This window comes from Ramlibacter alkalitolerans, assembly GCF_016722765.1.
Taxonomy (GTDB): Bacteria; Pseudomonadota; Gammaproteobacteria; order Burkholderiales; family Burkholderiaceae_C; genus Ramlibacter; species Ramlibacter alkalitolerans.
This window is the reverse complement of record NZ_JAEQND010000010.1, coordinates 1-21782: the sequence shown is the minus strand read 5'-3', so window position 1 is coordinate 21782 and position 21782 is coordinate 1. Positions and strand designations below refer to the sequence as shown.

25 protein-coding genes and 1 pseudogene are annotated in these 21782 nt (G+C 69.4%); 13 read left to right on the top strand and 13 right to left on the bottom strand.

The window, feature by feature from the left end; all coding sequences use genetic code 11:
* The first annotated feature begins 17 nt into the window (after positions 1-17).
* The 4 genes from JI746_RS17995 to JI746_RS17980 all read left to right on the top strand — a co-directional run bounded on the left by JI746_RS17995 (position 18) and on the right by JI746_RS17980 (position 4095).
* Entirely contained in the window at positions 18-1217 is a 1200-nt protein-coding gene (locus tag JI746_RS17995) for a threonine ammonia-lyase (RefSeq protein WP_201691515.1), read from the top strand.
* Positions 1217-1621: a PaaI family thioesterase gene (locus JI746_RS17990; protein ID WP_201691513.1), complete on the top strand. Its 405-nt coding sequence runs from the start codon at positions 1217-1219 to the stop codon at positions 1619-1621. Before JI746_RS17995 ends, JI746_RS17990 begins: the two co-directional genes overlap by 1 nt.
* Positions 1622-1791: 170 nt before the next feature.
* A complete protein-coding gene (locus JI746_RS17985) occupies positions 1792-1944 on the top strand; it encodes a hypothetical protein (RefSeq protein WP_201691511.1) in 153 nt (50 codons plus the stop codon).
* Between the two features lie 297 nt (positions 1945-2241).
* Positions 2242-4095, top strand: a complete 1854-nt coding sequence (locus JI746_RS17980; protein WP_201691508.1) for a phosphoenolpyruvate carboxykinase (GTP) — start codon at positions 2242-2244, stop codon at positions 4093-4095.
* A 45-nt stretch (positions 4096-4140) separates the two neighbouring features.
* Here JI746_RS17980 and JI746_RS17975 read toward each other — a convergent pair whose 3' ends face one another.
* Together JI746_RS17975 and JI746_RS17970 are read right to left on the bottom strand one after the other, a co-directional pair.
* On the bottom strand, positions 4141-5148 hold the full coding sequence (locus tag JI746_RS17975) for a cation diffusion facilitator family transporter (RefSeq protein ID WP_201691506.1): 1008 nt from the start codon (positions 5146-5148) through the stop codon (positions 4141-4143).
* 172 nt (positions 5149-5320) lie between these two features.
* Entirely contained in the window at positions 5321-5782 is a 462-nt protein-coding gene (locus JI746_RS17970) for a hypothetical protein (protein ID WP_201691505.1), read from the bottom strand.
* Positions 5783-5969: 187 nt separating this feature from the next.
* Between JI746_RS17970 and JI746_RS17965 the strand changes: the two genes are divergently transcribed.
* Entirely contained in the window at positions 5970-6320 is a 351-nt protein-coding gene (locus JI746_RS17965) for a hypothetical protein (RefSeq protein ID WP_201691503.1), read from the top strand.
* 18 nt (positions 6321-6338) lie between these two features.
* Here the strand turns inward: JI746_RS17965 and JI746_RS17960 are convergent, their stop codons facing one another.
* The 4 genes from JI746_RS17960 to JI746_RS17950 all read right to left on the bottom strand — a co-directional run bounded on the left by JI746_RS17960 (position 6339) and on the right by JI746_RS17950 (position 7399).
* Positions 6339-6539: a hypothetical protein gene (locus JI746_RS17960; protein ID WP_201691501.1), complete on the bottom strand. Its 201-nt coding sequence runs from the start codon at positions 6537-6539 to the stop codon at positions 6339-6341.
* Between the two features lie 179 nt (positions 6540-6718).
* Entirely contained in the window at positions 6719-6934 is a 216-nt protein-coding gene (locus tag JI746_RS17955) for a hypothetical protein (RefSeq protein ID WP_201691499.1), read from the bottom strand.
* Between the two features lie 11 nt (positions 6935-6945).
* Positions 6946-7077 carry a hypothetical protein gene (locus JI746_RS28040; RefSeq protein WP_269129472.1) on the bottom strand — a complete coding sequence of 44 codons (132 nt, stop codon included), beginning with the start codon at positions 7075-7077 and terminating at the stop codon, positions 6946-6948.
* Between the two features lie 10 nt (positions 7078-7087).
* Complete coding sequence (locus tag JI746_RS17950; protein WP_201691497.1) at positions 7088-7399, bottom strand: hypothetical protein; 312 nt, start codon at positions 7397-7399, stop codon at positions 7088-7090.
* Between the two features lie 118 nt (positions 7400-7517).
* Here JI746_RS17950 and JI746_RS17945 point away from each other — a divergent pair, with 118 nt between their 5' ends.
* The 4 genes from JI746_RS17945 to JI746_RS17930 all read left to right on the top strand — a co-directional run bounded on the left by JI746_RS17945 (position 7518) and on the right by JI746_RS17930 (position 10704).
* Positions 7518-8471, top strand: a complete 954-nt coding sequence (locus tag JI746_RS17945) for a LysR family transcriptional regulator (protein ID WP_201691495.1) — start codon at positions 7518-7520, stop codon at positions 8469-8471.
* An 80-nt stretch (positions 8472-8551) separates the two neighbouring features.
* Positions 8552-9532, top strand: coding sequence for a Bug family tripartite tricarboxylate transporter substrate binding protein (locus JI746_RS17940; RefSeq protein ID WP_201691493.1), 981 nt, complete (start codon positions 8552-8554; stop codon positions 9530-9532).
* Between the two features lie 67 nt (positions 9533-9599).
* A complete protein-coding gene (locus JI746_RS17935) occupies positions 9600-10445 on the top strand; it encodes a metallophosphoesterase (RefSeq protein ID WP_201691491.1) in 846 nt (281 codons plus the stop codon).
* A 121-nt stretch (positions 10446-10566) separates the two neighbouring features.
* Positions 10567-10704 (top strand): hypothetical protein, encoded by a 138-nt coding sequence (locus JI746_RS17930; RefSeq protein ID WP_201691489.1) that lies wholly within the window; start codon positions 10567-10569, stop codon positions 10702-10704.
* Between the two features lie 5 nt (positions 10705-10709).
* Here JI746_RS17930 and JI746_RS17925 read toward each other — a convergent pair whose 3' ends face one another.
* Entirely contained in the window at positions 10710-11624 is a 915-nt protein-coding gene (locus JI746_RS17925) for a LysR family transcriptional regulator ArgP (RefSeq protein ID WP_201691487.1), read from the bottom strand.
* Positions 11625-11703: 79 nt separating this feature from the next.
* Between JI746_RS17925 and JI746_RS17920 the strand changes: the two genes are divergently transcribed.
* Positions 11704-13035 (top strand): D-amino acid dehydrogenase, encoded by a 1332-nt coding sequence (locus JI746_RS17920; protein ID WP_201691486.1) that lies wholly within the window; start codon positions 11704-11706, stop codon positions 13033-13035.
* 160 nt (positions 13036-13195) lie between these two features.
* Here JI746_RS17920 and JI746_RS17915 read toward each other — a convergent pair whose 3' ends face one another.
* The 5 genes from JI746_RS17915 to JI746_RS17895 all read right to left on the bottom strand — a co-directional run bounded on the left by JI746_RS17915 (position 13196) and on the right by JI746_RS17895 (position 19642).
* The gene (locus JI746_RS17915; RefSeq protein WP_201691484.1) at positions 13196-15526 is read right to left on the bottom strand and encodes a xanthine dehydrogenase family protein molybdopterin-binding subunit; all 2331 of its coding nucleotides are present in this window, start codon (positions 15524-15526) and stop codon (positions 13196-13198) included.
* Between the two features lie 135 nt (positions 15527-15661).
* Positions 15662-16507 carry a M14 family murein peptide amidase A gene (locus JI746_RS17910; protein ID WP_330893025.1) on the bottom strand — a complete coding sequence of 282 codons (846 nt, stop codon included), beginning with the start codon at positions 16505-16507 and terminating at the stop codon, positions 15662-15664.
* The gene (locus JI746_RS17905) at positions 16504-17751 is read right to left on the bottom strand and encodes an acyl-CoA dehydrogenase family protein (RefSeq protein WP_201691482.1); all 1248 of its coding nucleotides are present in this window, start codon (positions 17749-17751) and stop codon (positions 16504-16506) included. The genes JI746_RS17910 and JI746_RS17905 overlap by 4 nt, the downstream gene beginning before the upstream one ends.
* Positions 17752-17813: 62 nt before the next feature.
* Positions 17814-18605, bottom strand: coding sequence for an alpha/beta fold hydrolase (locus tag JI746_RS17900; protein ID WP_201691480.1), 792 nt, complete (start codon positions 18603-18605; stop codon positions 17814-17816).
* Positions 18602-19642, bottom strand: a complete 1041-nt coding sequence (locus JI746_RS17895) for a peptidase M29 (protein ID WP_201691478.1) — start codon at positions 19640-19642, stop codon at positions 18602-18604. The genes JI746_RS17900 and JI746_RS17895 overlap by 4 nt, the downstream gene beginning before the upstream one ends.
* A 59-nt stretch (positions 19643-19701) precedes the next feature.
* On the opposite strand from JI746_RS17895, the gene JI746_RS17890 reads away from it, so the two are divergent.
* From JI746_RS17890 to JI746_RS17880, 3 genes are read left to right on the top strand one after another with little or no spacing between them, the layout of a single operon-like run.
* Positions 19702-20211 (top strand): flavin reductase family protein, encoded by a 510-nt coding sequence (locus JI746_RS17890; protein WP_201691845.1) that lies wholly within the window; start codon positions 19702-19704, stop codon positions 20209-20211.
* Positions 20208-20633, top strand: a complete 426-nt coding sequence (locus JI746_RS17885; RefSeq protein WP_201691476.1) for a MarR family winged helix-turn-helix transcriptional regulator — start codon at positions 20208-20210, stop codon at positions 20631-20633. Before JI746_RS17890 ends, JI746_RS17885 begins: the two co-directional genes overlap by 4 nt.
* Positions 20634-20651: 18 nt before the next feature.
* Complete coding sequence (locus JI746_RS17880; protein WP_201691474.1) at positions 20652-21551, top strand: DMT family transporter; 900 nt, start codon at positions 20652-20654, stop codon at positions 21549-21551.
* A gap of 84 nt (positions 21552-21635) precedes the next feature.
* Here JI746_RS17880 and JI746_RS28425 read toward each other — a convergent pair.
* A pseudogene (locus JI746_RS28425) lies at positions 21636-21782 on the bottom strand (IS30 family transposase); the annotation flags it as partial.

Sequence of the window (21782 nt, the reverse complement as noted above, 5' to 3'; positions counted from 1 at the left end):
GGGCCACAATGGGCCCCATGACCGGCCTGCCCGAGATCCGCGCCGCCGCCGCCCGCCTGCATGGCCAGGTGCTCGCCACGCCGTGCGTGGAATCGCGCACCCTGTCGCAGATGGCCGGCTGCCAGGTGTTCCTGAAATTCGAGAACCTGCAGTTCACCGCCTCCTTCAAGGAGCGCGGGGCGTGCAACAAGCTGGTGCAACTCAGCAGCGAGGAGAAGCAGCGCGGCGTGATCGCCATGAGCGCCGGCAACCACGCCCAGGGCGTGGCCTACCATGCCCAGCGGCTTGGCTTGCGCGCCGTGATCGTCATGCCGCGGTTCACGCCGATGGTGAAGGTGGAGCGCACCCGCAAGTTCGGCGCCGAGGTGGTGCTGCATGGCGACACGCTGGAGGAGTCGCGCGTGCACGCGATGGAAGTGGCCCAGCGCGAGCATCTCACGCTGGTCCACCCCTACGACGACGAGGCGATCATCGCCGGCCAGGGAACGGTGGCGCTGGAAATGCTGGAGGCCGTGCCGCAGCTCGATACTCTGGTCGTGGCGGTCGGCGGCGGCGGCCTGGTCGGCGGCATCGCGGCGGCGGCCAAGGGGCTGAAGCCCGGCATCCGCGTGATCGGCGTGCAGACGCTGCGCTTTCCCAACATGTACAACGCGATCAAGCACGCGGACGTGCCGCCCGGCGGGCCCACCATCGCGGAAGGCATCGCCGTCGGCCGGCCCGGAACGCTGACGCAGAAGCTGGTGGAGCGCTACGTCGACGACCTGGTGCTGGTCGACGAGGGCGACATCGAGCAGGCCATCGTGATGCTGCTGGATTACGAGAAGACCCTGGTCGAAGGCGCCGGCGCCGCGCCGCTCGCCGCCGTGATGAAGGATCCGGCCGCCTACGCCGGCCGCAAGGTCGGCCTGGTGCTGGGCGGCGGCAACCTCGACCCGATGCTGCTGGCGGCCATCATCCACCGCGGCATGGTGCGTGCCGGGCGGCTGGCGCGGCTGAAGGTGTGCGCGCGCGACGTGCCCGGCTCGCTGGCGAAGATCACCGGCGTGGTCAGCGAGGCGGGCGCCAACATCGACGAAGTCCACCACCAGCGCGCCTTCACGCTGCTGGCGGCCCAGAACGTCGAGATCGAACTGGTGGTGCAGACCCGTGGCCGCGAACACGTCCAGCTGCTGCTGGAGGCCCTGCGCGGCGCCGGCTTCCAGGCCGAGGAGGAGTGATGGAGCCGCAGACGCTGCAGGCCGCCCTGGCGGAGTACTTCGCGCCCTGGGTTCAGGCGCTCGGCCTGCGGGTGGAATCCCTCGATGCGGACAGCGTCACCCTGCGCCTGCCGCAGGACGAAAAGCTGTCGCGCGTGGGCGGCATGTTGTGCGGCCAGGCCATGATGGCTGCGGCCGATACCGCCATGGTGCTGGCCCTGATCCACCGGTTCGGCGCCTTCCGGCCCTGCACCACGGTGCAGATGAACACGAGCTTCCTCAAGCCCCTGTCGGGGCAGGATGCGCTGGTGCAGGCGCGCGTGATCCGCAGCGGCAAGACGCTCGCGTTCGGGGAGATCGACATCCGGGGGGCCGAGGATGGCAAGAGCGCGTGCCGGGCGTCGGTGACGTATGCGCTGCTGTAGGCTGGCGGTGAGCGCCGAAGGCCGAACGTAGGCTGGAGGTGAGCGCCGAAGGCCGAACCCCAGCGCTTCGCGCACCGCTGGGGTTCCGGCGCTTCGCGCTTCACCACCAGCCTACGGCCCGGTCTCCCCGCCTTGGGTAAAATCGGCTGAACCCAGAGAACGAGGACCGCATGACCAGCCCCAACGAGCCGCCCCAGCACGGCCACGACTTCGAGCCCCAGGATGCCGTCGAGGCGGTCGTCCCGGCCATTCCGATCGTCCTGCCGATGGTCGGCGCGGCGCTGATCTTCCTGCTGGCGTTCATCGCCGTCTACATGGCCTGAGCGCAGCTCGTCCACGCCGAAGCCCCGTGCAGCGATGCCGGGGCTTTTTTGTCGGCCGCACGCCTTGGGTCAGGCATAAGGCTATGCACGCTTTGCATGGAAACGCACCCGGACGGCGGGGACGGTCTGGCTCCCATCCCTAAAATGGGCACCCCTCCAGCCGACCCAGCGGTGGCGCCCGCCCCGCCCGCAGCCGACGGAGCCAAAGCCTGTTTTCAAAGGGCGTGCACCGGGCTGACGAGACACAGCCCGCCGGGCTCTCCTTTTCGAAACACGCTTTAACTCAGGAGCCCGAGGATGAATTCACCCGTCATGCAAGGTTTGAACCTCCAGACGCCCGCCTTCGTCAAGAACGCCCGCCTGGTCGCCTGGGTGGCCGACATGGTCGCCCTGTGCAAGCCGGACCAGGTCTACTGGTGCGACGGCAGCCAGGAGGAATACGAGCGCCTGTGCCAGCTGCTGGTCGACAAGGGCACCTTCAGGAAGCTGGACCCGGTCAAGCGTCCCGGCTGCTACCTGGCCCTGTCCGACCCGAGCGACGTCGCCCGCGTGGAAGACCGCACCTTCATCTGCTCGCAGCGCAAGGAAGACGCCGGCCCGACCAACAACTGGGTCGCCCCGGCGGAAATGCGCGCCACGCTGCAGCCCCTGTTCGACGGCTGCATGCGCGGCCGCACGATGTATGTCGTGCCGTTCTCGATGGGCCCCCTGGGCTCGCACATCTCGCACATCGGCATCGAGCTGTCCGACAGCCCGTATGTGGCCGTGAACATGCGGATCATGACGCGCATGGGCAAGGCGGTGTACGACGTGCTGGGCGTGGACGGCGAGTTCGTGCCCTGCCTGCACACCGTGGGTGCGCCGCTCGAAGCGGGCCAGCAGGACGTCACCTGGCCCTGCAACAAGACCAAGTACATCGTGCACTACCCCGAGACGCGCGAGATCTGGTCGTACGGCTCCGGCTACGGCGGCAACGCGCTCCTGGGCAAGAAGTGCTTCGCGCTGCGCATCGCCTCCAACATGGCGCGCGACCAGGGCTGGCTCGCCGAGCACATGCTGATCCTGGGCGTGACCAACCCGCAGGGCAGGAAGTACCACATCGCCGCCGCCTTCCCCTCTGCCTGCGGCAAGACCAACTTCTCCATGCTGGTGCCGCCGGCCGCATTCGAGGGCTGGAAGGTCACGACCATCGGCGACGACATCGCCTGGATCAAGCCGCACGCGGACGGCCGCCTGTATGCGATCAACCCGGAAGCGGGCTACTTCGGCGTGGCGCCCGGCACCAACATCCACACCAACCCGAACTGCCTGCGCAGCCTGGACAAGGACGTGATCTTCACCAACGTGGCCCTCACCGATGACGGCGACGTGTGGTGGGAAGGCCTGACCGACGAGGCGCCCGCGCACCTGGTCGACTGGCAGGGCAAGGACTGGACGCCGCAGATCGGCAAGGAGACCGGCGCCAAGGCGGCCCATCCGAACGCGCGCTTCACCGTCGCCGCCACCAACAACCCGGTGCTCGACCCGGCCTGGGACGATCCGGCCGGCGTGCCGATCGACGCCTTCATCTTCGGCGGCCGCCGCTCCACCACCGTGCCGCTGGTGACCGAGGCGCAGAGCTGGGTCGAAGGCGTGTACATGGCCGCGACCATGGGCTCCGAGACCACGGCCGCCATCGTCGGCCAGGTCGGCGTGGTGCGCCGCGACCCGTTCGCGATGCTGCCCTTCACCGGCTACAACATGAGCGACTACTTCCAGCACTGGCTCGACATGGGCAAGAAGCTGGAGGCGACGGGCGCCAGGCTGCCGCGCATCTTCACCACCAACTGGTTCCGCAAGGGCGACGACGGCAAGTTCGTCTGGCCCGGCTACGGCGAGAACATGCGCGTGCTCAAGTGGATGATCGACCGCATCGAGGGCAAGGCGGCCGGGGCGAAGAACGTGTTCGGCATCAGCCCGAAGTACGAGGAGCTGAACTGGCAGGGCCTGGCGTTCACGCCGGAGCAGTTCGCCAAGGTGATCGGCGTCGAGCGCGAGGCCTGGGTCAAGGAACTGCAGTTGCACCAGGAACTGTTCCAGCAGCTCGCCTACCACCTGCCGGCCGAACTCACGGCCACCAAGGCGCAGATCGAGGAGCGCCTGAACGCCTGAGGCGCCTGGCGCCGGGATGAAGAAGGCCACCTGCGGTGGCCTTTTTCATGGGCCGTGGTCGTGGGCGTGGTCGTGGGCGTGAGCGACGGCCGAAGCGACTTCGGGCACCCCGAAGTGGTGGGCCTCGTTCGTCTGGCCACAGGGCTCCAGCTCGCACTGCACGGTGATGTGCGTGATGCCGAAGTCCTTCGCCAGGCGGTCGCGGATGACCGGGAGGACGTGCCGCTCGGCGTCGATGTCCGGGTCGTTCACGACGTGGGCCGTCAGGCTCACCTTGCCGCTCGAGAGCGCCCAGACATGAAGGTCGTGGATGCTCCGCACGCCGGGCACCGTGCTCAGCGCGTGGCGGACGTCCGCCAGCCGGATGTCGTCGGGCACCCCCTCCAGGAGGATGTTGATGCTCGATTTCAGGAGGCTCCACGTTCGCGGCAGCACCCACAGGCCGATGAGGATGGCCACCACCGAGTCCACCCAGGCGAACCCCGTGAACTTGATGATGGCGGCACCGACGATGACGCCGAGCGAACCGAGCATGTCGCTCCACACTTCCAGGTAGGCGCCCTTGACGTTCAGGCTCTCGTCCCGGCCGCCCGCCAGGACCTTCATCGCCACCAGGTTCACCAGCAGTCCGACGACGGCAATCGCCAGCATGCCGGCCGGCTGGATGTCGGGCGGCGATTTCAGCCGCAGCCAGGCTTCGTAGACGATGAAGACGGCCGCGCCGAACAGCAGCATGGCGTTGAAGGCGGCGGCCAGGATCTCGAAGCGCGCGTAGCCGAAGGTGCGCCGGGCGTCCGCCGAGCGCCGGCCGACGCGGATGGCCATGAGGGCGATGGCCAGGGCCACGACATCGGTCAGCATGTGCGCCGCATCGGAGATGAGCGCGAGACTCTGCGTGACGACGCCGCCCACGAACTCCACCAGCAGGAAGGCCGTGGTGAGGCCCAGTGCGATCTTCAGCGAGCGCTCGTTGGCTCCCGCGGTGTGGTCATGGCCCGCATGGCTGCCGCCACCGTGGCCGGTGCCTTCGCCATGCTGGTGTTCGTGCGCCATCGTTGTTCTCCTTCGTGCCCGCGCCGGCGCAAGCTCCACCGGCGCATCTTCCCTGCGAGGGCGGGTCGACGGTATAGGACGGGCAGCACAAGCGAAGTCTGCGCCGTGAAGACACGATGCCGCGGCACACACCCCGGCGCTGGACCTCAGCGCCGGCAACGCCTCGCGCCAGCTAACCGAAGCTCGAGGGCCGCGTGAGCAGTGCGCTGGTCCGCCAGCGCGAGGGCTTGGTGCGGCCGAAGCTGATCACGCGGCTGCGGTCCTCGCCGGCTGCCTGCGCCTTGCGGGCCAGCACGCGGTCGACCTCCGAGCGCAGGTCCACCATCCGGCGGTGGTCTTCGTGCAGCAGCAGCAGGGTCGTGGTGAGTGCCTCGCGCTCCTGCAGGCGCAGGCGCTGGCCGACGGCGATCGCGCCTACCGACCTGCCATGCGCTTCACGGCAGCGTTGGCGAAAGACGACGCACGGCGGATCGTCGGCGACGCGCTCCAGCTCGGCTTCGATGCCCACGGCCACGCCGTCGATCTCCGCGGCCAGGCGCAGAATGTGGCGCGTGGCGTCCTCGTCCTCTCGCCGCTTCCAGAAGAACGCCGCTGCGGCACCGCTGCACACTGCGGCGGCGGCTGCGGCCGCCATGAGAGAGAGCATTTCCAACCGTCCGCTCCACCAGTCTGCCTGGGTTGAACACGGGTCCATGCCAGGAGCCGCCCCGCTTGCCTGCCTGACAGCCGCGCGGCCCCAAGACGGGCGGTAGCTGGCCGGCGTGCGGACGGCGTTTCCCGGGTTGTATTACGCGTCGTTACCTCACTACACTTGCGGCTACATGTTTCGCGTTCCTTCTTCCTGGAGCTGGTGGCAAGAGCCGCGGGATGACCGCGAGCTGGTCCGCCTCGACGTGGTCGGGCTCGCGGCGGAGATCGCCACGGTGGCCCGCAACATCGAGGACGTGCTGCCTCCGGTCGGCGCCTACCGCAACGCGGACCAGGTGCGCGCCCGCTGCCGCTCCTACCTGCACATGGCCTTGCTGGTGCTGTCGGCGGAGAAGAGCTTCGAGGACGTCAGCGGGGCGGAACTGCTGGAGGCGCTGGACGTGTTCCGCGACCTGCAGCGCAAGGTGGTCCTGCTGCGCGAAGAGGCCGAGCGCCTCGGCGACAGCCTGCTGCCGGTGTGCTGAAGCGCTGAAGGCCTCGCTTCAGTCGTGCGCCGGGGCCGGGCCTGAGGCCGGCGCCGGCCAGGGCGCATTGGCGGATGCAGCGGCACCGTGGGTCTGCGCCTTGGCCCGTTCCAGGCTGCGCAGGCGCGCCAGGGCGGACGCCGCCCCTTCGCCGGAGCCCTGTTCGACACCTTCCGGGGCCGGAAGGCCGGCCGCCTGCTGTTCGTCCTGGTTGCGCATGATTCACCTTGGTGCATGAGGCTACTGCAGCGCTGGAGTTCATCCGTACGCCACGGCAGAGATTGCGCGTAGGACGCGGCTGGCAAAGCGCGAGCGCCATGAGAAAAGCCGCCCCGGGGGCGGCCTTGCCTCGCGATCCAGTTCGCAAGCGCCGTCGAACGACGGCGCCGATCTCCGGCTCAGTCCCGCCAGGGCTTGAGGTGGTACACCGCGGCGCCGGCGGCATTCGCCTGCGTGGCGGCCTTCTGCTGCTGCCACTTGAGCTGGCGCTGCAGCGCCCGGCGGCGCGCGACCCGCAGCGACCACGCATCCAGGACGCGCAGCACGGGTGAGGGCAGGCTGTGGACCAGCTGATGGGCCACGTGGATGAGGCTGTTGTGGAGGCTGGCGGACATTCGCGATTCCTTCAGAAGTAGCGGCTGCCGTCTTGCAGCGCATCTCCGCTGTTCATGGAGCGGAGGAGATCGTCGAGGCTGGGGATCTGTTGGATCACCCGGGCCACGGCGACGATCAGGGCGTGGGTCAGGACGGCGGCCATGGCGCTGGGCTCAGAAGTAGCGGCTGCCGTCGCGCGCGGCGTCGTTGCTCATGGCGCGGCTCAGGTCGGCCATGACGCGGGCGTCGGTGAGGGCCAGGTCCCACAGCTTGCGGTCTTCCTCGCGCTGCTTGTGCTCTTCACGCCAGGCGGCGATGCCGGCGCGAGCGCGGGCGGCCAGGGCGGTGAAGGGCGTGCCCAGGACGGCCAGGCCGTGCAGCAGGGCCTGCGTGGCGCTAAAGCCGCCGATGACCTTGATCGCCTCTTCGAAGCGGGCGACGCCACCGTGCTGGGCCGGATATTCGATGCGGATGAAGCTTGCCATTTGTGATCCCCTTGACGCTGTTGCTTGTGGCGGTATTGCCAAGTGCGTGCTTGAATATTAGGAATCACCCTGATATTTGCCTAATTTTGATTAGTGATGCATATCATTCATTGATCGTATGAAAACGCCCAACTTCCGCACCCTGGACCTCAACCTGCTGCGGGTGTTCGACCAGATCATGGCCGAGCGCAACCTCACCCGTGCAGCCCGCAACCTGTCGATGACGCAGCCGGCCGTGAGCAACGCCCTGAACCGCCTGCGCGATGCCCTCGGCGACCGGCTGCTGACGCGCAGCGGCTACGGCGTGGAGCCGACGCCACGGGCCCTGGCCCTCTGGCCCGCTGTCAGCGACGCCCTGCGGCAGCTGGAAGCCACCCTGGCGCCGGGCGAGTTCATCGCTGCCGCCGCCACCAACACCTTCACGCTCGCCATGGCCGACGCCACCGCCGCCGAGGTCGTGCCCGGGCTGGTGGAGATCATGGAGCGCGACGCCCCCGGCATCTCGGTGCGGGTGCTGCCCCTGACCACGCGCGACCCGCGCCGGATCCTCGAGGAAGGCGTGATCGACCTGGCCGTCGGCTATTTCCCGGCCGTGCTGGCCGACATGACCGCCCAGGAACAGGCCACGGGCATGGGCGGCTTCGAGTCCGAGCGCCTGTATGACGGCGTCTATGTGTGCGTGATGCGCAAGGGCCATCCGCTGGCGGCACAGCCGTTGACCCTGGAGCGCTTCTGCGCCGCCCGCCACATGCTGGTGAGCTTCTCCGGCCGCCCCTTCGGCTTCATCGACGAAGCGCTGGCCGCCATCGGCCAGAGCCGGCGCGTGGTGCTGACCGTCAACCAGTTCTTCACCGCCGGCCTGGTGGTGGAAACCTCCGACCTGCTGACGGTGCTGCCCAAGCACTTCATCGGTTCCACCGGCCGGTCGGGGGCGCTGGAGCAGCGCGACCTGCCGTTCCACGTGCCGCCGGTGCACGTCGACGCCCTCTGGCATCGGCGCCAGGGGCAGCGCAGCGACCACGCCTGGTTGCGCGGCGCGGTGGCCGCCGCCGCTGGTAAAGCTTTTCACTAAAGGTTAGGCTTGCGTCAACACGGCTGTGGCATGCACGTCGCATGCTCCCGCGCCGGCATTCCGCCGATGGAGGACCCCGCATGCTCCGTAGCCCCGCCCCCAGCCGCCGCCGCTTCCTGCAGGTGGTTTCCGCCGGCGCCGCCAGCGTCGTCCTGCCCGCCGTGGCCGCCTGGCCCGACAAGCCGATCCGCATCGTCGTGACCTTCCCCGCCGGCGGCGCGAGCGACATCGTGGCGCGCGTGCTGGCGGAGCAGCTCGGGAGCAAGCTGGGGCAGGCCTTCGTGGTGGACAACCGGCCCGGCGCCGGCGGCAGCGTCGGCGGGCTGGTGGTCGCGCAGGCGCCGGCGGACGGCTACACGCTGATGCTGTCCAACTCCACGCCGATCTCGATCGGGCCGTTCGCGCTGGAAAAGCAGCCCTATGACCCGGTCGAGGGCTTCACCCACATCGCGCTGATCGGCAGCGCCCCCTGCGTGGTGATGGCCAACCCCAAGTCCGGCCTGAAGACGATCGCCGACCTCGAGGCGCTGGCCAGGAAGAACGGCCGGCTCGACTTCGGCTCCGGCGGCCCCGCCTCCATCGGCCACATCTACGGCGAGCTGATGAAGAAGGAGCTGGCCCTCAACATGGTGCACGTGCCCTACCGCGGCGGCGCACCGATGACGACCGACCTGATCTCCGGCGTGGTACCGGTCGGCATCGACGTGATCACCGCCTTCGTGCCCTACTTCAAGAGCGGCCAGATCGTGCCGCTGGCCGTGACCTCGGTCAGCCGCTCCCCGCTGGCGCCGGACATTCCCAGCGTGGTGGAGACGGGCCATCGCAAGCTGGTCCTGGACAATTTCTTCGGCCTCTCCGGGCCGGCGAAGATGCCGGCCGACGTGGTCGCGCGCCTGAACACCGCCGTCAACGAGATCCTCGCCAGCGCCGACATCAAGCGCAAGATGGCGGAGCTGGGCATCGCCACCTCGCCCGTGAGCCAGCCGGCTTTTGCCGGCTTCGTGAAGGAACAGGTCGGCCAGCTCGCGCCGGCCGTCAAGGGCGCGGGCGTCAAGCTGTAATCGTCCGACACCCGGAAGGCGGGCCGCCCGGCGCGGAGGCGGCCACGCGCGCCGGCACAATGCCGGCGTGAAGATCCAGCTGATGTCCGACCTCCACCTGGAGGGCCATCCCGGCTATCGGCCCACGCCGGCGCCGGAAGCCGACCTGCTGGTGCTCGCCGGCGACGTCGGCTCCTACCAGCGCAGCTCGAAGCTGCAAGACAGCGACTTCGGCCTGGCCCGCTTCTCGCCCGCGCGCGGCGCCTGGCCGGTGCCGGTGCTGTACGTGCCGGGCAACCACGAATACGACAACCTCGATTTCGACGCCACGCACGCACGCCTGCGCGAGACCTGCGATCGACTGGGCATCACCTGGCTCGAACGGGAGGTGCATGAGGTCGATGGCGTGCGCTTCATCGGCACCACGCTGTGGGCCGACTTCGACGCCCTGGTGCTGCGCCCCGGCCAGCCCGAGCCCACCGTGCAGGAGGCGTTGAAGCAGCGCCACAAGGCGTTCCGCGCCGCCAACTTCTACCTGCAGAAGGCGGCGGCGCTGCGGCACGGCGAGATGATGCTGGCGGAGGGCTGGCGCGAGCAGGCCCTGGTGTGCGAGGCGTGGCTGCGCGATGCACTGGCGCGCCCCTTCGACGGCACCACGGTGGTGGTGACGCATTTCGCGCCCAGCCTGCGCAGCCACGATCCGCGCTACGGCGTCACGCCGGCCACCGCGGGCTTCTGCAACTCGCTCGAGGACCTGATGGAGAAGGCGCAGTTCTGGCTGCACGGCCACCTGCACTGCCAGCAGGACTACGTCGAGCGGGGTTGCCGCGTGCTCGCCAACACGCTCGGTTACGCGAGCAAGGGAGAACAGGAAGGTTTCCGCGAGCGCTTCGTGGTGAACCTCTCGCGCGCCGTCGTCACGGCGCCCGTGTAAGCACGTTGCGTAAGCACGTGCGATTCGGAACAACTTTCCCGCGGGCTTTACACCGCTGCAGTGTGAACAGTACACGGGCAAGCGCACACTTACCAGAACAACAACTCCCGCGGAGGCTGTCATGAAGCCGCTCTGGACACAGACGCTCGCCTGGCTTGCCGCGGTCGTGGCAGCGTTCCTGCTCGCCTTCGCCTCTCCCGCGGATCTCTCGTACATGCCGGATGGCGACATCCCGCACGGCGCCGGCACGCCGCGCTGAGCCCCTCAGCCCGCGGTGAGCGCTTCGCGCGCCGCCTGCGCCAGCGCCGCGGTCAGCTGGTCGAGGACGGCCGACGCGAGGTTCCAGCAATGCCAATAGAGCTGCACCGGCACCTTCGCCTGCGGTGCGATGTTCACCAGCTCGCCCTGCGCGATCAGGCCGCGCACCAGCAGCTCCGGCACCACGCTGGCGCCCCAGCCGGCGAGCACCGCGCGCACCTGTCCTTCCGAGCTGGGGACGAACAACTGGTGCAGTGAGACGCGCCTGAGGCCGAAGGCGCGGCCGACGAACTCGGCCTGCATGTCGTCCTTGCGGTTGAAGGCCACGAAGGCCGTGTCGCGGAAGTTGTGCGGCGTCAGCCCCTGCGGCAGCCGCTCGCGCGCGTACGCCGCCTGGGCCACGCCCACGTAGTGCATCGCCCCGAGCGGCAGCACCTTGCATCCGCGCAAGGCCTGCTTGACCGTCGTCACGCAACCCAGCACCTGCCCTTCGCGCAGCCATTCGTGGGTGTGGTCCTGGTCGTCGGTGATGATCTCCAGCGGCAGGCCCTGGCGCGCCAGCGCATTCAGCGCCGGCAGCGCCCAGGTCGCGATGCTGTCGGCGTTGATGGCGATGGAGATGCGCTCTTCCTCGCGTGCGCCGCCGGTGGAGCTTGGCGCCAGCTCGCCCAGCTCACGTTCCACATCGGCCCGCAGCAGCCTCATCTGCCGGGTGTGCTTCAGCAGCAGCTGCCCCGCCGCGGTGGCCTTGACGGGGCGGCTGCGCACCACCAGCACGGTGCCGACCTGCGCCTCCAGCGCGCGCAGGCGCTGCGACACGGCGGACTGGGTGATGCTCAGGCGCTGGGCGGCACGGTCGAAGCCGCCCTCTTCCACGATGGCGGCCAGGCATTCGAGCGCGGCAGGATCGAAGGGCTGCATCCATTAGACGATCTGATGAAGGCGCAGACAGTTTAATTCGGCTTTTGAAAAACCGGGACTCGCCTCAAACTTTGAGCCTATGAAGACACTCGTTCTCGGCGCCGGCATCATCGGCATCAGCACCGCCTGGCATCTGGCCGAACGCGGCCACGAAGTCATCGTTGTCGATCGCCAGCGCGATGCCGCGCTGGAGACCAGCTTCGCCAACGCGGCGCAGATCTCGGTGAGCTACTGCGAGCCCTGGGCCAACCGCCACGCGCCGGCGAAATTGCTGAAGTGGATGTTCCGCAACGACGCGCCGCTGCTGTTCCGCCCCAAGCTGGACTGGCAGCAATGGCGCTGGGGCCTGGAATTCCTGGCCCAGTGCAACGACGCCGCCTTCGAGCGCAACGTGCAGCAGCTCGTCGCGCTGGGCGCGTACAGCCATTCCGCGCTGAAGGACGTGGTGGCTTCCACCGGCATCGAATACAACCGGCTCGAGAAGGGCATCGCGCACTTCTACACCGACCCGAAGGCGTTCGAGGACGCCGCCGTCGCGGCCGAACTGATGCAGAAGTACGGTGTCGACCGCAAGGTCGTCAGCCGAGACGAACTGTTCGCCATCGAGCCGGCCTTCCGCAACTTCGACGGCATCGTCGGCGGCACCTACACCGCGAGCGACGAGAGCGGCGACGCGCGCGTGTTCACGCAGAAGCTGGCACAGCTGTGCGCGGCCCGTGGCGTGCAGTTCCTGTTCAACCAGGACGTCGAGCGGCTGGAGACGGCCGGCGGTGACATCGCCGCCGTGCGCATCCGCGACCGTGCCACCGGCCTGGTGCAGCGCCTGAGCGCCGACGACGTCGTGGTGGCCTGCGGCTCCTACACTGCGCCGCTGCTGCGCCAGGTGGGCGTGGACCTGCCGATCTATCCCGGCAAGGGCTACAGCGCCACGTTCAAGCTGAAGAAGCCGGCCGACGCGCCCTTCGTGAGCAGCATCGACGACGAGGTGAAGGTGGCGATGAGCCGCCTGGGCGACGAGCTGCGCGTGGCCGGCACCATCGAGGTGTCGGGCTACGACGCGACGCTGGACTCGCAGCTGGCGCAGGACCGCTGCCGCATGCTGGCGGCGCGCATCGAGAAGGTGCTGCCGGGCGTGTGCGACACGCGGCTGCCGGAAGAAGGCGGCAACCCGCAGTTCTGGACCGGCCTGCGGCCCGCGACGCCGACCAACATCCCGTACATCGGCCGCACGCGGGTTGGTGGCCTGTGGGTCAACGCCGGCCACGGCACGCTGGGCTGGACGCATGGCGCCGGTTCCGGCAAGGCGATGGCGGAGCTGATCGGCGGCCGCAAGCCGGCGATGAACTTCCGGTTCTACGGTTTCGGGCAGGATGCAAGGATGCCGGAGGGGGAGCTGTCGCTCAATGCGTGAGCCGGTGATGGGACCCCGTGTTGAGGGGAAGATCCGTCACCCCCGCGCAGGCGGGGGCCCAGAGCAAAAGGCCGCGTACGCGGCCTTTTGTTTTGGGAGCCCTGGATTCCCGCCTCCGCGGGAATGACGGCGGGCGGGGACGGGGACGGCGGGCGGCGGATCAAGCGTTCAGGATCTCCCACACCTTCGCCGGCGTCAGCGGCATCTGGATTTCCGCCGCCGCCTGCTTCTTCCCCGCGCGCGCGAGCGCATCGGCCACCGCGTTGACGATGCTCGGCGCCGCGCCGATGGTGCCCAGTTCGCCGACGCCCTTGGTCCCCAGCGGATTGGTCGTGCACGGTACCGTCTGGTTCATCTCCGTCACGAACTCGCACTGCACGATGTCGGCGCGCGGCGCCGCATAGTCCATCAGGCTGCCGGTCACCGGCTGGCCGCTGGCGCCGTCGTAGACCATGTGCTCGCACAAGGCCTGGCCGATGCCCTGCACCGCGCCGCCATCGAGCTGGCCGCGCACGATCATCGGATTCACCACCCGGCCGACGTCGTTGACGCTGGCATAGCGCACCACCTGCACCTGGCCGGTCTGGGGATCGATCTCCACCTCGCTCACGTGGCAGCCGTTGGGCCAGCTCGGGCCCTGCACGGAACTCGTGTGGTCGGTGAAGATGTGCCCGCCCGGCTGCTTGGCGGCCAGTTCGAACAGGCCGATGCCGACATCGGTGCCCTTCACGCTGAAGCGCCCTTCCGCATACTCCAGGTCGGCGGCAGCGGCTTCCAGCGACTTCGCCGCCAGCTCGCGCGCGGTGTCCAGCGTCTTGACCGAACCCAGGTGCAGCGCCGAGCCGCCGGTGAAGAGCGAGCGCGAGCCGGCGCTGCCGAAACCGTCGCCCCGGTCCGTGTCGCCGAGCACCACGCGCACCTTGTCGATGGGCACCTTGAACACGTCGACGACGAGCTGCGCCAGGGTGGTCGCGATGCCCTGGCCCATCTGGTTGACGGCGGAGAAGACCTCGATCATGCCGTCGGCCTTGACGTCCACCGTCACGCGCTCCTCGAAGGCCATGCCGCTGGTCCATTCGAGGAAGGTGGAGATGCCCTGGCCGCGCAGCTTGCCGCGCGCCCTGCTCTCCGCGGCGCGCGCCTCGAAGCCGCTCCAGTCGGCCAGGTCCAGGCCTTCCTCCATGACCATGGCGAAGCGGCCGACGTCGTACACCTGCCCCATCGCGTTGGTGTACGGCATCTGCTCCGGCCGCACGAAGTTGCGCCGGCGCAGCGCGATGCGGTCGATGCCGGTCTGGCGCGCCGCTTCGTCCATCAGGCGCTCGATGATGAAGATCGCCTCGGGCCGGCCGGCGCCGCGATAGGCCGCGGTGCAGGCGGTGTTGGTCATCACGCAGCGGATGTGGAAGTCGATCAGCGGGATGTCGTAGACGCTGGTCTGCACCCAGGGCCCGACCACCAGCGGAATGGTCATGCCCGTGGCCGTGGCGTACGCGCCGACGTTGGCCAGCGTGCGCAGGCGCATGGCCAGGATGCGGCCCTCGCCGTCGAGCGCGAGTTCCGCCTGCGCCTGCTGGTCGCGGCCGTGGAAGGATGTCAGGAATTCCTCGCTGCGGTCGGCGATCCACTTCACCGGCTTCTTCAGCGTCCAGGCGGCCCACGCGGTCGCCGCATCCTCGGGGTAGATGCCGGTCTTCATGCCGAAGCCGCCGCCGACGTCGCCCACCGTCACGCGCACCTTGTCGCGGCCGATGCCCAGCGTGTCGTTGGCGAGCGAATTGCGCACGCCGGAGGGCATCTGGCTGCTCATGCGCAGGGTGAGGCGGCCGTCGTCGGCGACCCAGGCGAGCACGGAACGCGGTTCGATCGAGAGCGCGGCCACCCGCTGGTTGACCACCTTGAGCTGCACGACATGCGCCGCCTGCGCGAACGCGGCCGCCGCTTTCTGCGCGTCGCCGAAGCGCATCTCCGCGGCGACGTTGTCGCGCGCCTGTTCGCAGATCACCGGCGCGCCGGGCGTGGTCGCCTCCTCGAGGTCGACGACGTTCGGCAGCTCCTCGTAGTCGACCATGACTGCTTCGGCGGCGTCGCGCGCCTGCTGCAGCGACTCGGCGACGACGATCGCCACCGCCTCGCCGACATAGCGCACCCGCTCGTGCGCCAGCGCGCGGCGGTCGGCGGTGGCGGCGGGGGAGCCGTCGGCGCGCTTGAAGGCCGGATTGGTGGGGATGGGCTTCACGCCGGCCTGCACCAGCTCGGCCCCGGTCGCGACCTTCACGACGCCCGGCATGGACGCCGCACCGGAGGTGTCGATCGACAGGATGCGCGCGTGCGGATAGGGCGAGCGCACGAACACCGCGCGCAGCTGCCCGGCGGGTGCGATGTCGTCGGTGTACTGCCCCAGGCCCTTGAGCAGGCCTTCGTCCTCGATGCGCTGGACCGCCCGGCCGCTGCCGAAGCGCGTCACGATGTCTGGGGTGTCTGTGGTCATGGGGGTGGAGTCTGCCCAATTTCCCGCCGGCGCGCATGCGTCATTCCCGCGCAGGCGGGAATCCAGGGCGTCCGGACTGCCGCGCGCAGCGCGGCGGCTCTGGGTCCCCGCCTGCGCGGGGATGACGACTCCCATTCAGCGCGGATCGCCCGGAATCTTCGCGGCCGTCCAGCGCAGCAGGTCGAGCCACATCTGGCGCATCTCCGCGTCCAGCGGCGTGCGCAGGGCATGGGGCAGCTCGATGGTCACCACCGGCACGCCCTTGTGCACGCCGCCGTAGTTGCCGAGCGAACCCGGGAAGATTCCGACCTGGTCGAGGTAGAGGCGCCCCAGTCGCGAAGGCGGCACCGAGGGTCCGTCGAAATCGAGCACGCCATAGGGCGCGTGGATGGCCACGATCAGGTGCGGCCTGAAGCTCTGCATCTGCTCGTGCAGGAAGCGCGACTCAGGCTCCGACAGCGGCTTCGGCCCGGGCCAGCGCCGCGGGTCCTTGTGGGTGCGCTGCTGCCAGTAGCTCGCCGCATCGCGCTCCCAGTCGGGTGTCGGGAAGTTGCGGTTGAGGTCGACCCCATGCGCGTTGGTGCGTGTCGGTGGCTGCGCCAGCAGGCCATCGGGATTGAGCACCGGCACGAAGCGCCAGTGCACCTCCTGCGGCATCCGCACCTGCTCCTGCGCGGCCAGCTGGATCCAGTGCAGCGCCACCGAGGCGGCCGACAGCTCGTCGCCATGGATCGCGCCGGTGACCAGCACGCGCAGCTTCGCGTGCTCGGCGCCGATGTCGCGCAGGTAGATCGGCGTACCGTTCACGGACCGGGCACCGCTCTCCACCAGCCGGCTGGCCTCGCACAGCGGCGCCGTCACGTTCGGCAGCCGCCGCACCATCCGCTCGCAGGCGGATTTCCCCGGGAGCACCCGCGGTACTTCGGCCTGCGCCGCCGCTGCCAGCAGCAGCGCGGCGAACAACCCCCCCGACTTCTTCACTCGTCCCTTTCTCCGGCTTCGTAGAGGGCTTCACGGCCCATGCGGTCCAGCACCAGTTCGGCCGTCCACGGCAGCATCAGCGAGCCACAGCGGCTGTCGCGGTAGATGCGCTCCAGCGGCAGGTGCTTCATCATGCTCTGGCCGCCGCAGGTGCGGATGGCCAGCCGCGCGATGTCGTTGGCACCTTCCATCACGGTGTATTGCGCGGCGTACAGGCGCATCCTTTCGTCCTTGGACGGATTCGGGCGCGCCTCCAGCACCGCGCGCAGGAAGATGCTGCGCATCTGTTCGAGCTGGATGCGCATCTGCGCCACCGCGACCTGCTTGGTCGGGTACATGCGCCGCTTGACGGGCGGCTCGCCCGGCACCTCGCCGCGCAGGTAGCTGACGGTGAAGTCATAGGCGGCGTTGGCCAGCCCCAGGTAGGTGGGCGCCAGCGTGAAGAACATCGCCGGCCAGGTCTGCGCGCCCTTCCAGTAGACGCCGCGGGGCATCAGTTGTTCCGCGTCCGTGACGAAGACTTCCTGGAAGGTGAGGTTGCGGCTCACGGTGCCGCGCATGCCGAGGGGATTCCAGTCGCCGCTGACGGCCAGGCCTGCGCTGGTGGCCGGCACGGCCAGGTACAGGGTGTCGCGCGCGTCCGGCTTCTCGTCGCCCTTGTCCTCGGTGCACAGCACGCCGTAGTAGTCGGCCGCGCCCGAGAGCGAGGCGAAGATCTTGCGGCCGTTCACCACCCAGCCACCTTCCACCTTGCGCGCCGTGGTCCCGAACGGCGCCCGCCCGGCGGCTGCGGCGCTGCCTTCGGAGAAGGGCTGGGCGTAGACCGCGCCCTCGTCCACCACGCGCCGGAAATGCAGCTCGCGCCGCTGCGCGTGCTCGGCCCGCTGCGACTCCGTCATCGGGATGCCGTCGGCCAGCACGCCGGTCCACAGCGTGGAGCAGATGTGCATGTTGTAGGTGAGCGCGGTGGCACCGCAGAAGCGCCCGAGCTCCGCCGCCAGCATCATGTAGGTCGGGTAGTCGGCACCCAGGCCGCCGTGCGCGCGCGGCACGCACAGGGCGAGCAGGCCGGCCGCGCGCAGGTCCTCGTAGTTCGCGAACGGAAAGCTCGCTTCCTCGTCCCACTGCGCAGCGCGCGGCGCGAACCTGTCGCGCCCGAGGGTGTGGACGCGTGCCAGCAGTTCGCGCTGGGACTCGGTGAAAGCGTGGTCTCCCACGGCGGGCGTGAAGGCGAGCTCGGGCATGCGGGTGCTCCAGGAATCAGTCGTTGCACGGGGGCGCAGTCACGCGGGCGCGCCCGTGGGCCTCAGTGAAGCAGCGCGTTGGGCAGGTTCAGGAAATTGAGCACCAGGCCGTCGAAATCGTCGGGCGCTTCCAGGTTCTGCAGGTGCCCGACGCCCTTCATCTCGATGTAGGTGCTCCATGGAATCTCCTGCGCCATCTTCTTCATCACCGCGGGCGGCGCGTTGCGGTCATGTTCGCCCGCGACCAGCAGGGTCGGCACGTGGATCTCGCCGAGGTTGCGCCGGCGGTCGAAGGTCACGATGCATTCCAGCGCGCGCCGGTAGGTGGCCGCGGGCACCAGGCCCATGCAATGCGTGGCCAGGCGCACGCCTTCGGGCAGCGGCCCGGGGCCGACCATCTGCGGCACCAGCGTTTCGGCCAGTTCCGCCATCGAGCGGCCGGCGTCGAGCGGCGCCGTGCGTTGCGCGACGAACGCCCGCTGCCACTCGCCATCCGGCTTGCCGAAGGCGCTCGAGGTGCCGCACAGGATCAGCCGGCTCACCAGCTCCGGCCGGCGCGCCACCACCTCCTGCGCCACCATGCCGCCCATGCTGTGACCGAGCAGCACCACGCTGCCGCACTGGAGCGCTTCGATCAGCTGGATGCAGCTTTGCGCCAGGCCCTTGAAGGTGTAGGGCTCGATCGGCGCGCTGTGGCCGTAGCCTGGCATGTCCCAGGCGACGGCGCGGTAGCCGGCAGAAGCGAAGGTTTCCACCTGCGGCGCGAAGGCGAGATGGCCACCGCCGATGCCGTGCAGCATCAGCACGGTGGTGGCGCCGCCGCCGAGGGCGGTGAAGGCCGGCACGGGCATCATGCGAGCAGCTTACCGGCTTCGACCACCGTCGAGCCATCGAGGCGCACCGTGCAATCGCGCAGCGGCAGGTCGAAGTGGCCCGGCGTGTGGCGGCCCGCCACCTCGTTGGCGCCGGTGCTGTAAAGGAAGTTGCCGGCGAAGGCGCGCAGCTCGGTGCCGTTGAAATCGCGCTTGTCGTACAGGGCCATGCTGTCCCAGCGGGCGGCGCGGTTCAGGCCGTAGCCGACGTGGCTCACGGCATAGGCTTCGCGATCGCCCCAGGCGGCGATGTAGCTGCGCATCAGCTCCGCGTCGAGCCCCGTGCCCTCGATGCGCGTGACGTAGTCGTCCTCGATGCGCAAGGTGACCGGCTTTTCCAGGTAGCGCTTGAAGGTGAGGTTGACGTCGCCTTCGGCCAGCACCAGGGTGCCCTGCACGCTGCCGCGCGCAGGGAAGGCGAGCGCGAGGCCGCCGGGCCAGTGGGTCATCGTCCCGGGACGGGTGGTGTAGCCCCAGTTGCCGCCGCAGACGGCACCCTGCAGCGAAACGCAAAGATCGGTTCCGGCGGGCGAGGTGACGCGCATTTCACGCGCGCCGCGCAGGCGCTTCACGTGCTCCTTGACCAGAGGTTCCAGCGTTTCGTCCGGCAGCAGGCGGGCCAGTGCCTCGGGATGTTCGTTGCTGACGTAGAGGACGCGGGCGCCGCCCTTCAGGATGGCAGGCAATTCCGGCGCGTGCATCAGGCCCTCGACCGTGCAGTCCAGCACCAGCGTGCTGGCCGCGAGCGCGGCGACGACGGGGCCGATCTGGCGCAGCACCGGCGAGGCGCCGGTGGAACGCGCCACCGGCAGCCCGCCAGGCGCCGACACGCTGGGCAGCACGAGGCTGAATACCTGCGCGCCGCGGCGGGCGGCGGCGAGGCGCGCGAGTTCCGGCAGGATGGGGCGGCTCTGGCTTTCGCTCAGCACCGCGACGGTGTCGCCGGCCTGCAGGGCGCAGCGGCCGAGCACGGCTTCGAAGGCGTCCAGCCAGGCGGGTTCGAGGGTTTCCTGCAGCATGCGGTGAGGCGCCTTGTCCTGGTTCATACTACATGAAATTTCATGCAATCGGCCAGCCCATGAACCCGCCGCAGCAGGCGCAGCCGCCCACCTTTTCCGCGCAGGAATTCCGTGCCGCCCTGGGCATGTTCGCCACCGGCGTGACCATCGTGACCGCACGCACCACCGCGGGCGGCCTGATCGGGCTCACGGCCAATTCGTTCAACTCGGTGTCGCTGTCGCCGCCGCTGGTGCTGTGGAGCCTGTCCCGCGCCGCGGCGTCGATGACGGTCTTCAGCGCCGGCTCGCACTACGCGATCAACGTGCTGGCCGCCGACCAGAAGGCGCTGGCGGAGCGCTTCGCCACCCGCGGCGCGGACCGCTGGAGCGGCGTGGGCTTCGACGAGGGCGCAGGCGGCGCGCCACTGCTGCATGGCGCCGCGGCCACCTTCGAGTGCTTCAACCGCAGCCGCTACGAGGAAGGCGACCACATCATCTTCGTCGGCGAGGTGGAGCGCTGCGCGCACCGCGCGGGCGCGCTGCCGCTGCTGTTCCACGGCGGGCGCTACTACACGGAGCTGCCGCTGTGAGCAGCGAACGCTTCGTCGACGACTACCTCGGCTACCTGCTGGGGCAGGCCAATCACGCGCTGTACAAGAACTTCGACAGCCAGGTGCGCGCCGCCGGCCTGAGTTCGATCGAGTGGCGGGTGCTGGCGACGCTGCACGACAGCCCGCCGCTGACGGTCAGCCAGCTCGCGCACGAAGTGCTGGCCAAGCAGCCGACCGTGACCAAGCTGGTGCAACGCATGGCCGAACAGGGCTGGGTCACGCTGCTGGCCGATCCCGCCGACCAGCGCCGCACGCTGGTCGGGGCGAGCAGCGCGGGCAAGCGGCTGGTGCGCCCCTTGCTGGGAAAGGCGCGCGCGCACGAATCGCAGGTGCTGCGCTCGCTGGCGGCGTCGGAGCAGCAGGCGCTCAAGAAGCTGCTGGCCAAGCTCGCGGGGCTGTAGCGTCGCTACCATCGCGCGATGCGCGAAAGAAAAGAACATCTCGACGCCCTCGCCGTTTCGCTGCTGGTCGCCTGCTGCCTGTTCTGGGGCTTCCAGCAGATCCTGATCAAGACCACCGTGCCCGAAGTGCCGCCCCTATGGCAGGCGGCGCTGCGCTTCGCCGGCGCCACCGCCCTGCTGTGGCTCTGGTGCGCGTGGCGCGGCATCCGGCTGTTCGAGCCGGATGGCACCTTGCGCGGCGGCGTGCTCGCGGGCCTGCTGTTCGCCGCCGAATTCACCTGCATCTACCTCGGGCTGCGCGATACGGCGGCCTCGCGGCTGACGGTGTTCCTCTACACCTCGCCCTTCGTGGTGGCCCTGCTGCTGCCGCGCGTGTCGCCCTCCGAGCGGCTGCGGCCGCTGCAATGGATCGGCCTGGGCATCGCGTTCGCGGCGGTGGCGCTGGCCTTCAGCGAAGGCTTCACGGGCCACAGCACGCCGCGCCAGCTGCGCGGCGACGCCTTCGCGCTCGCCGCCGGCGTGCTGTGGGGGCTGACCACGATCGTGATCCGCGGCAGCAAGCTGGCGACGGCCAGCGCGGAGAAGACCCTGTTCTATCAGGTGGCCGTGACGACGATGGTGGCGCCGCTGCTGTCGCTGGCATTGGGGGAGAGCTGGTCGCTGCACTACTCCGCCTACGCCTGGGTGTCGATCGCGCTGCAGACGGCGATCGGCGCGTTCGCGAGCTACCTGGCGTGGATGTGGATGCTGCGGCACTACCCCGCGACGCAGCTGTCGTCGTTCACCTTCCTGGCGCCGCTGTTCGCGCTACTGTTCGGGGTGGTGCTGTTGAACGAGAGGTTGACGCCGCAGTTGCTGGTGGCGCTGGTGGCCGTGGCGGCGGGGATCGTGCTGGTGAACCGGAAGAAGGGGCGCTGACGCCACAAGCCGTCATTCCCGCGCAGGCGGGAATCCAGGAGCCGCGCCGCGCGCGGCCTTGGGGAGCCCTGGGTCCCGGCGGTCTCAACCGGTCAATGCAACGGTGGCTGCCAGCCTTTCGGCTGGTGACTCGAATCCCAAAGTCTCTCTGGGACGTGTATTGAGCTTTCTGGCGACCTGGTCTAGCTGCTCCTGCGTGTACAGAGACAGGTCGTCGGTTCGCTTTAGGTA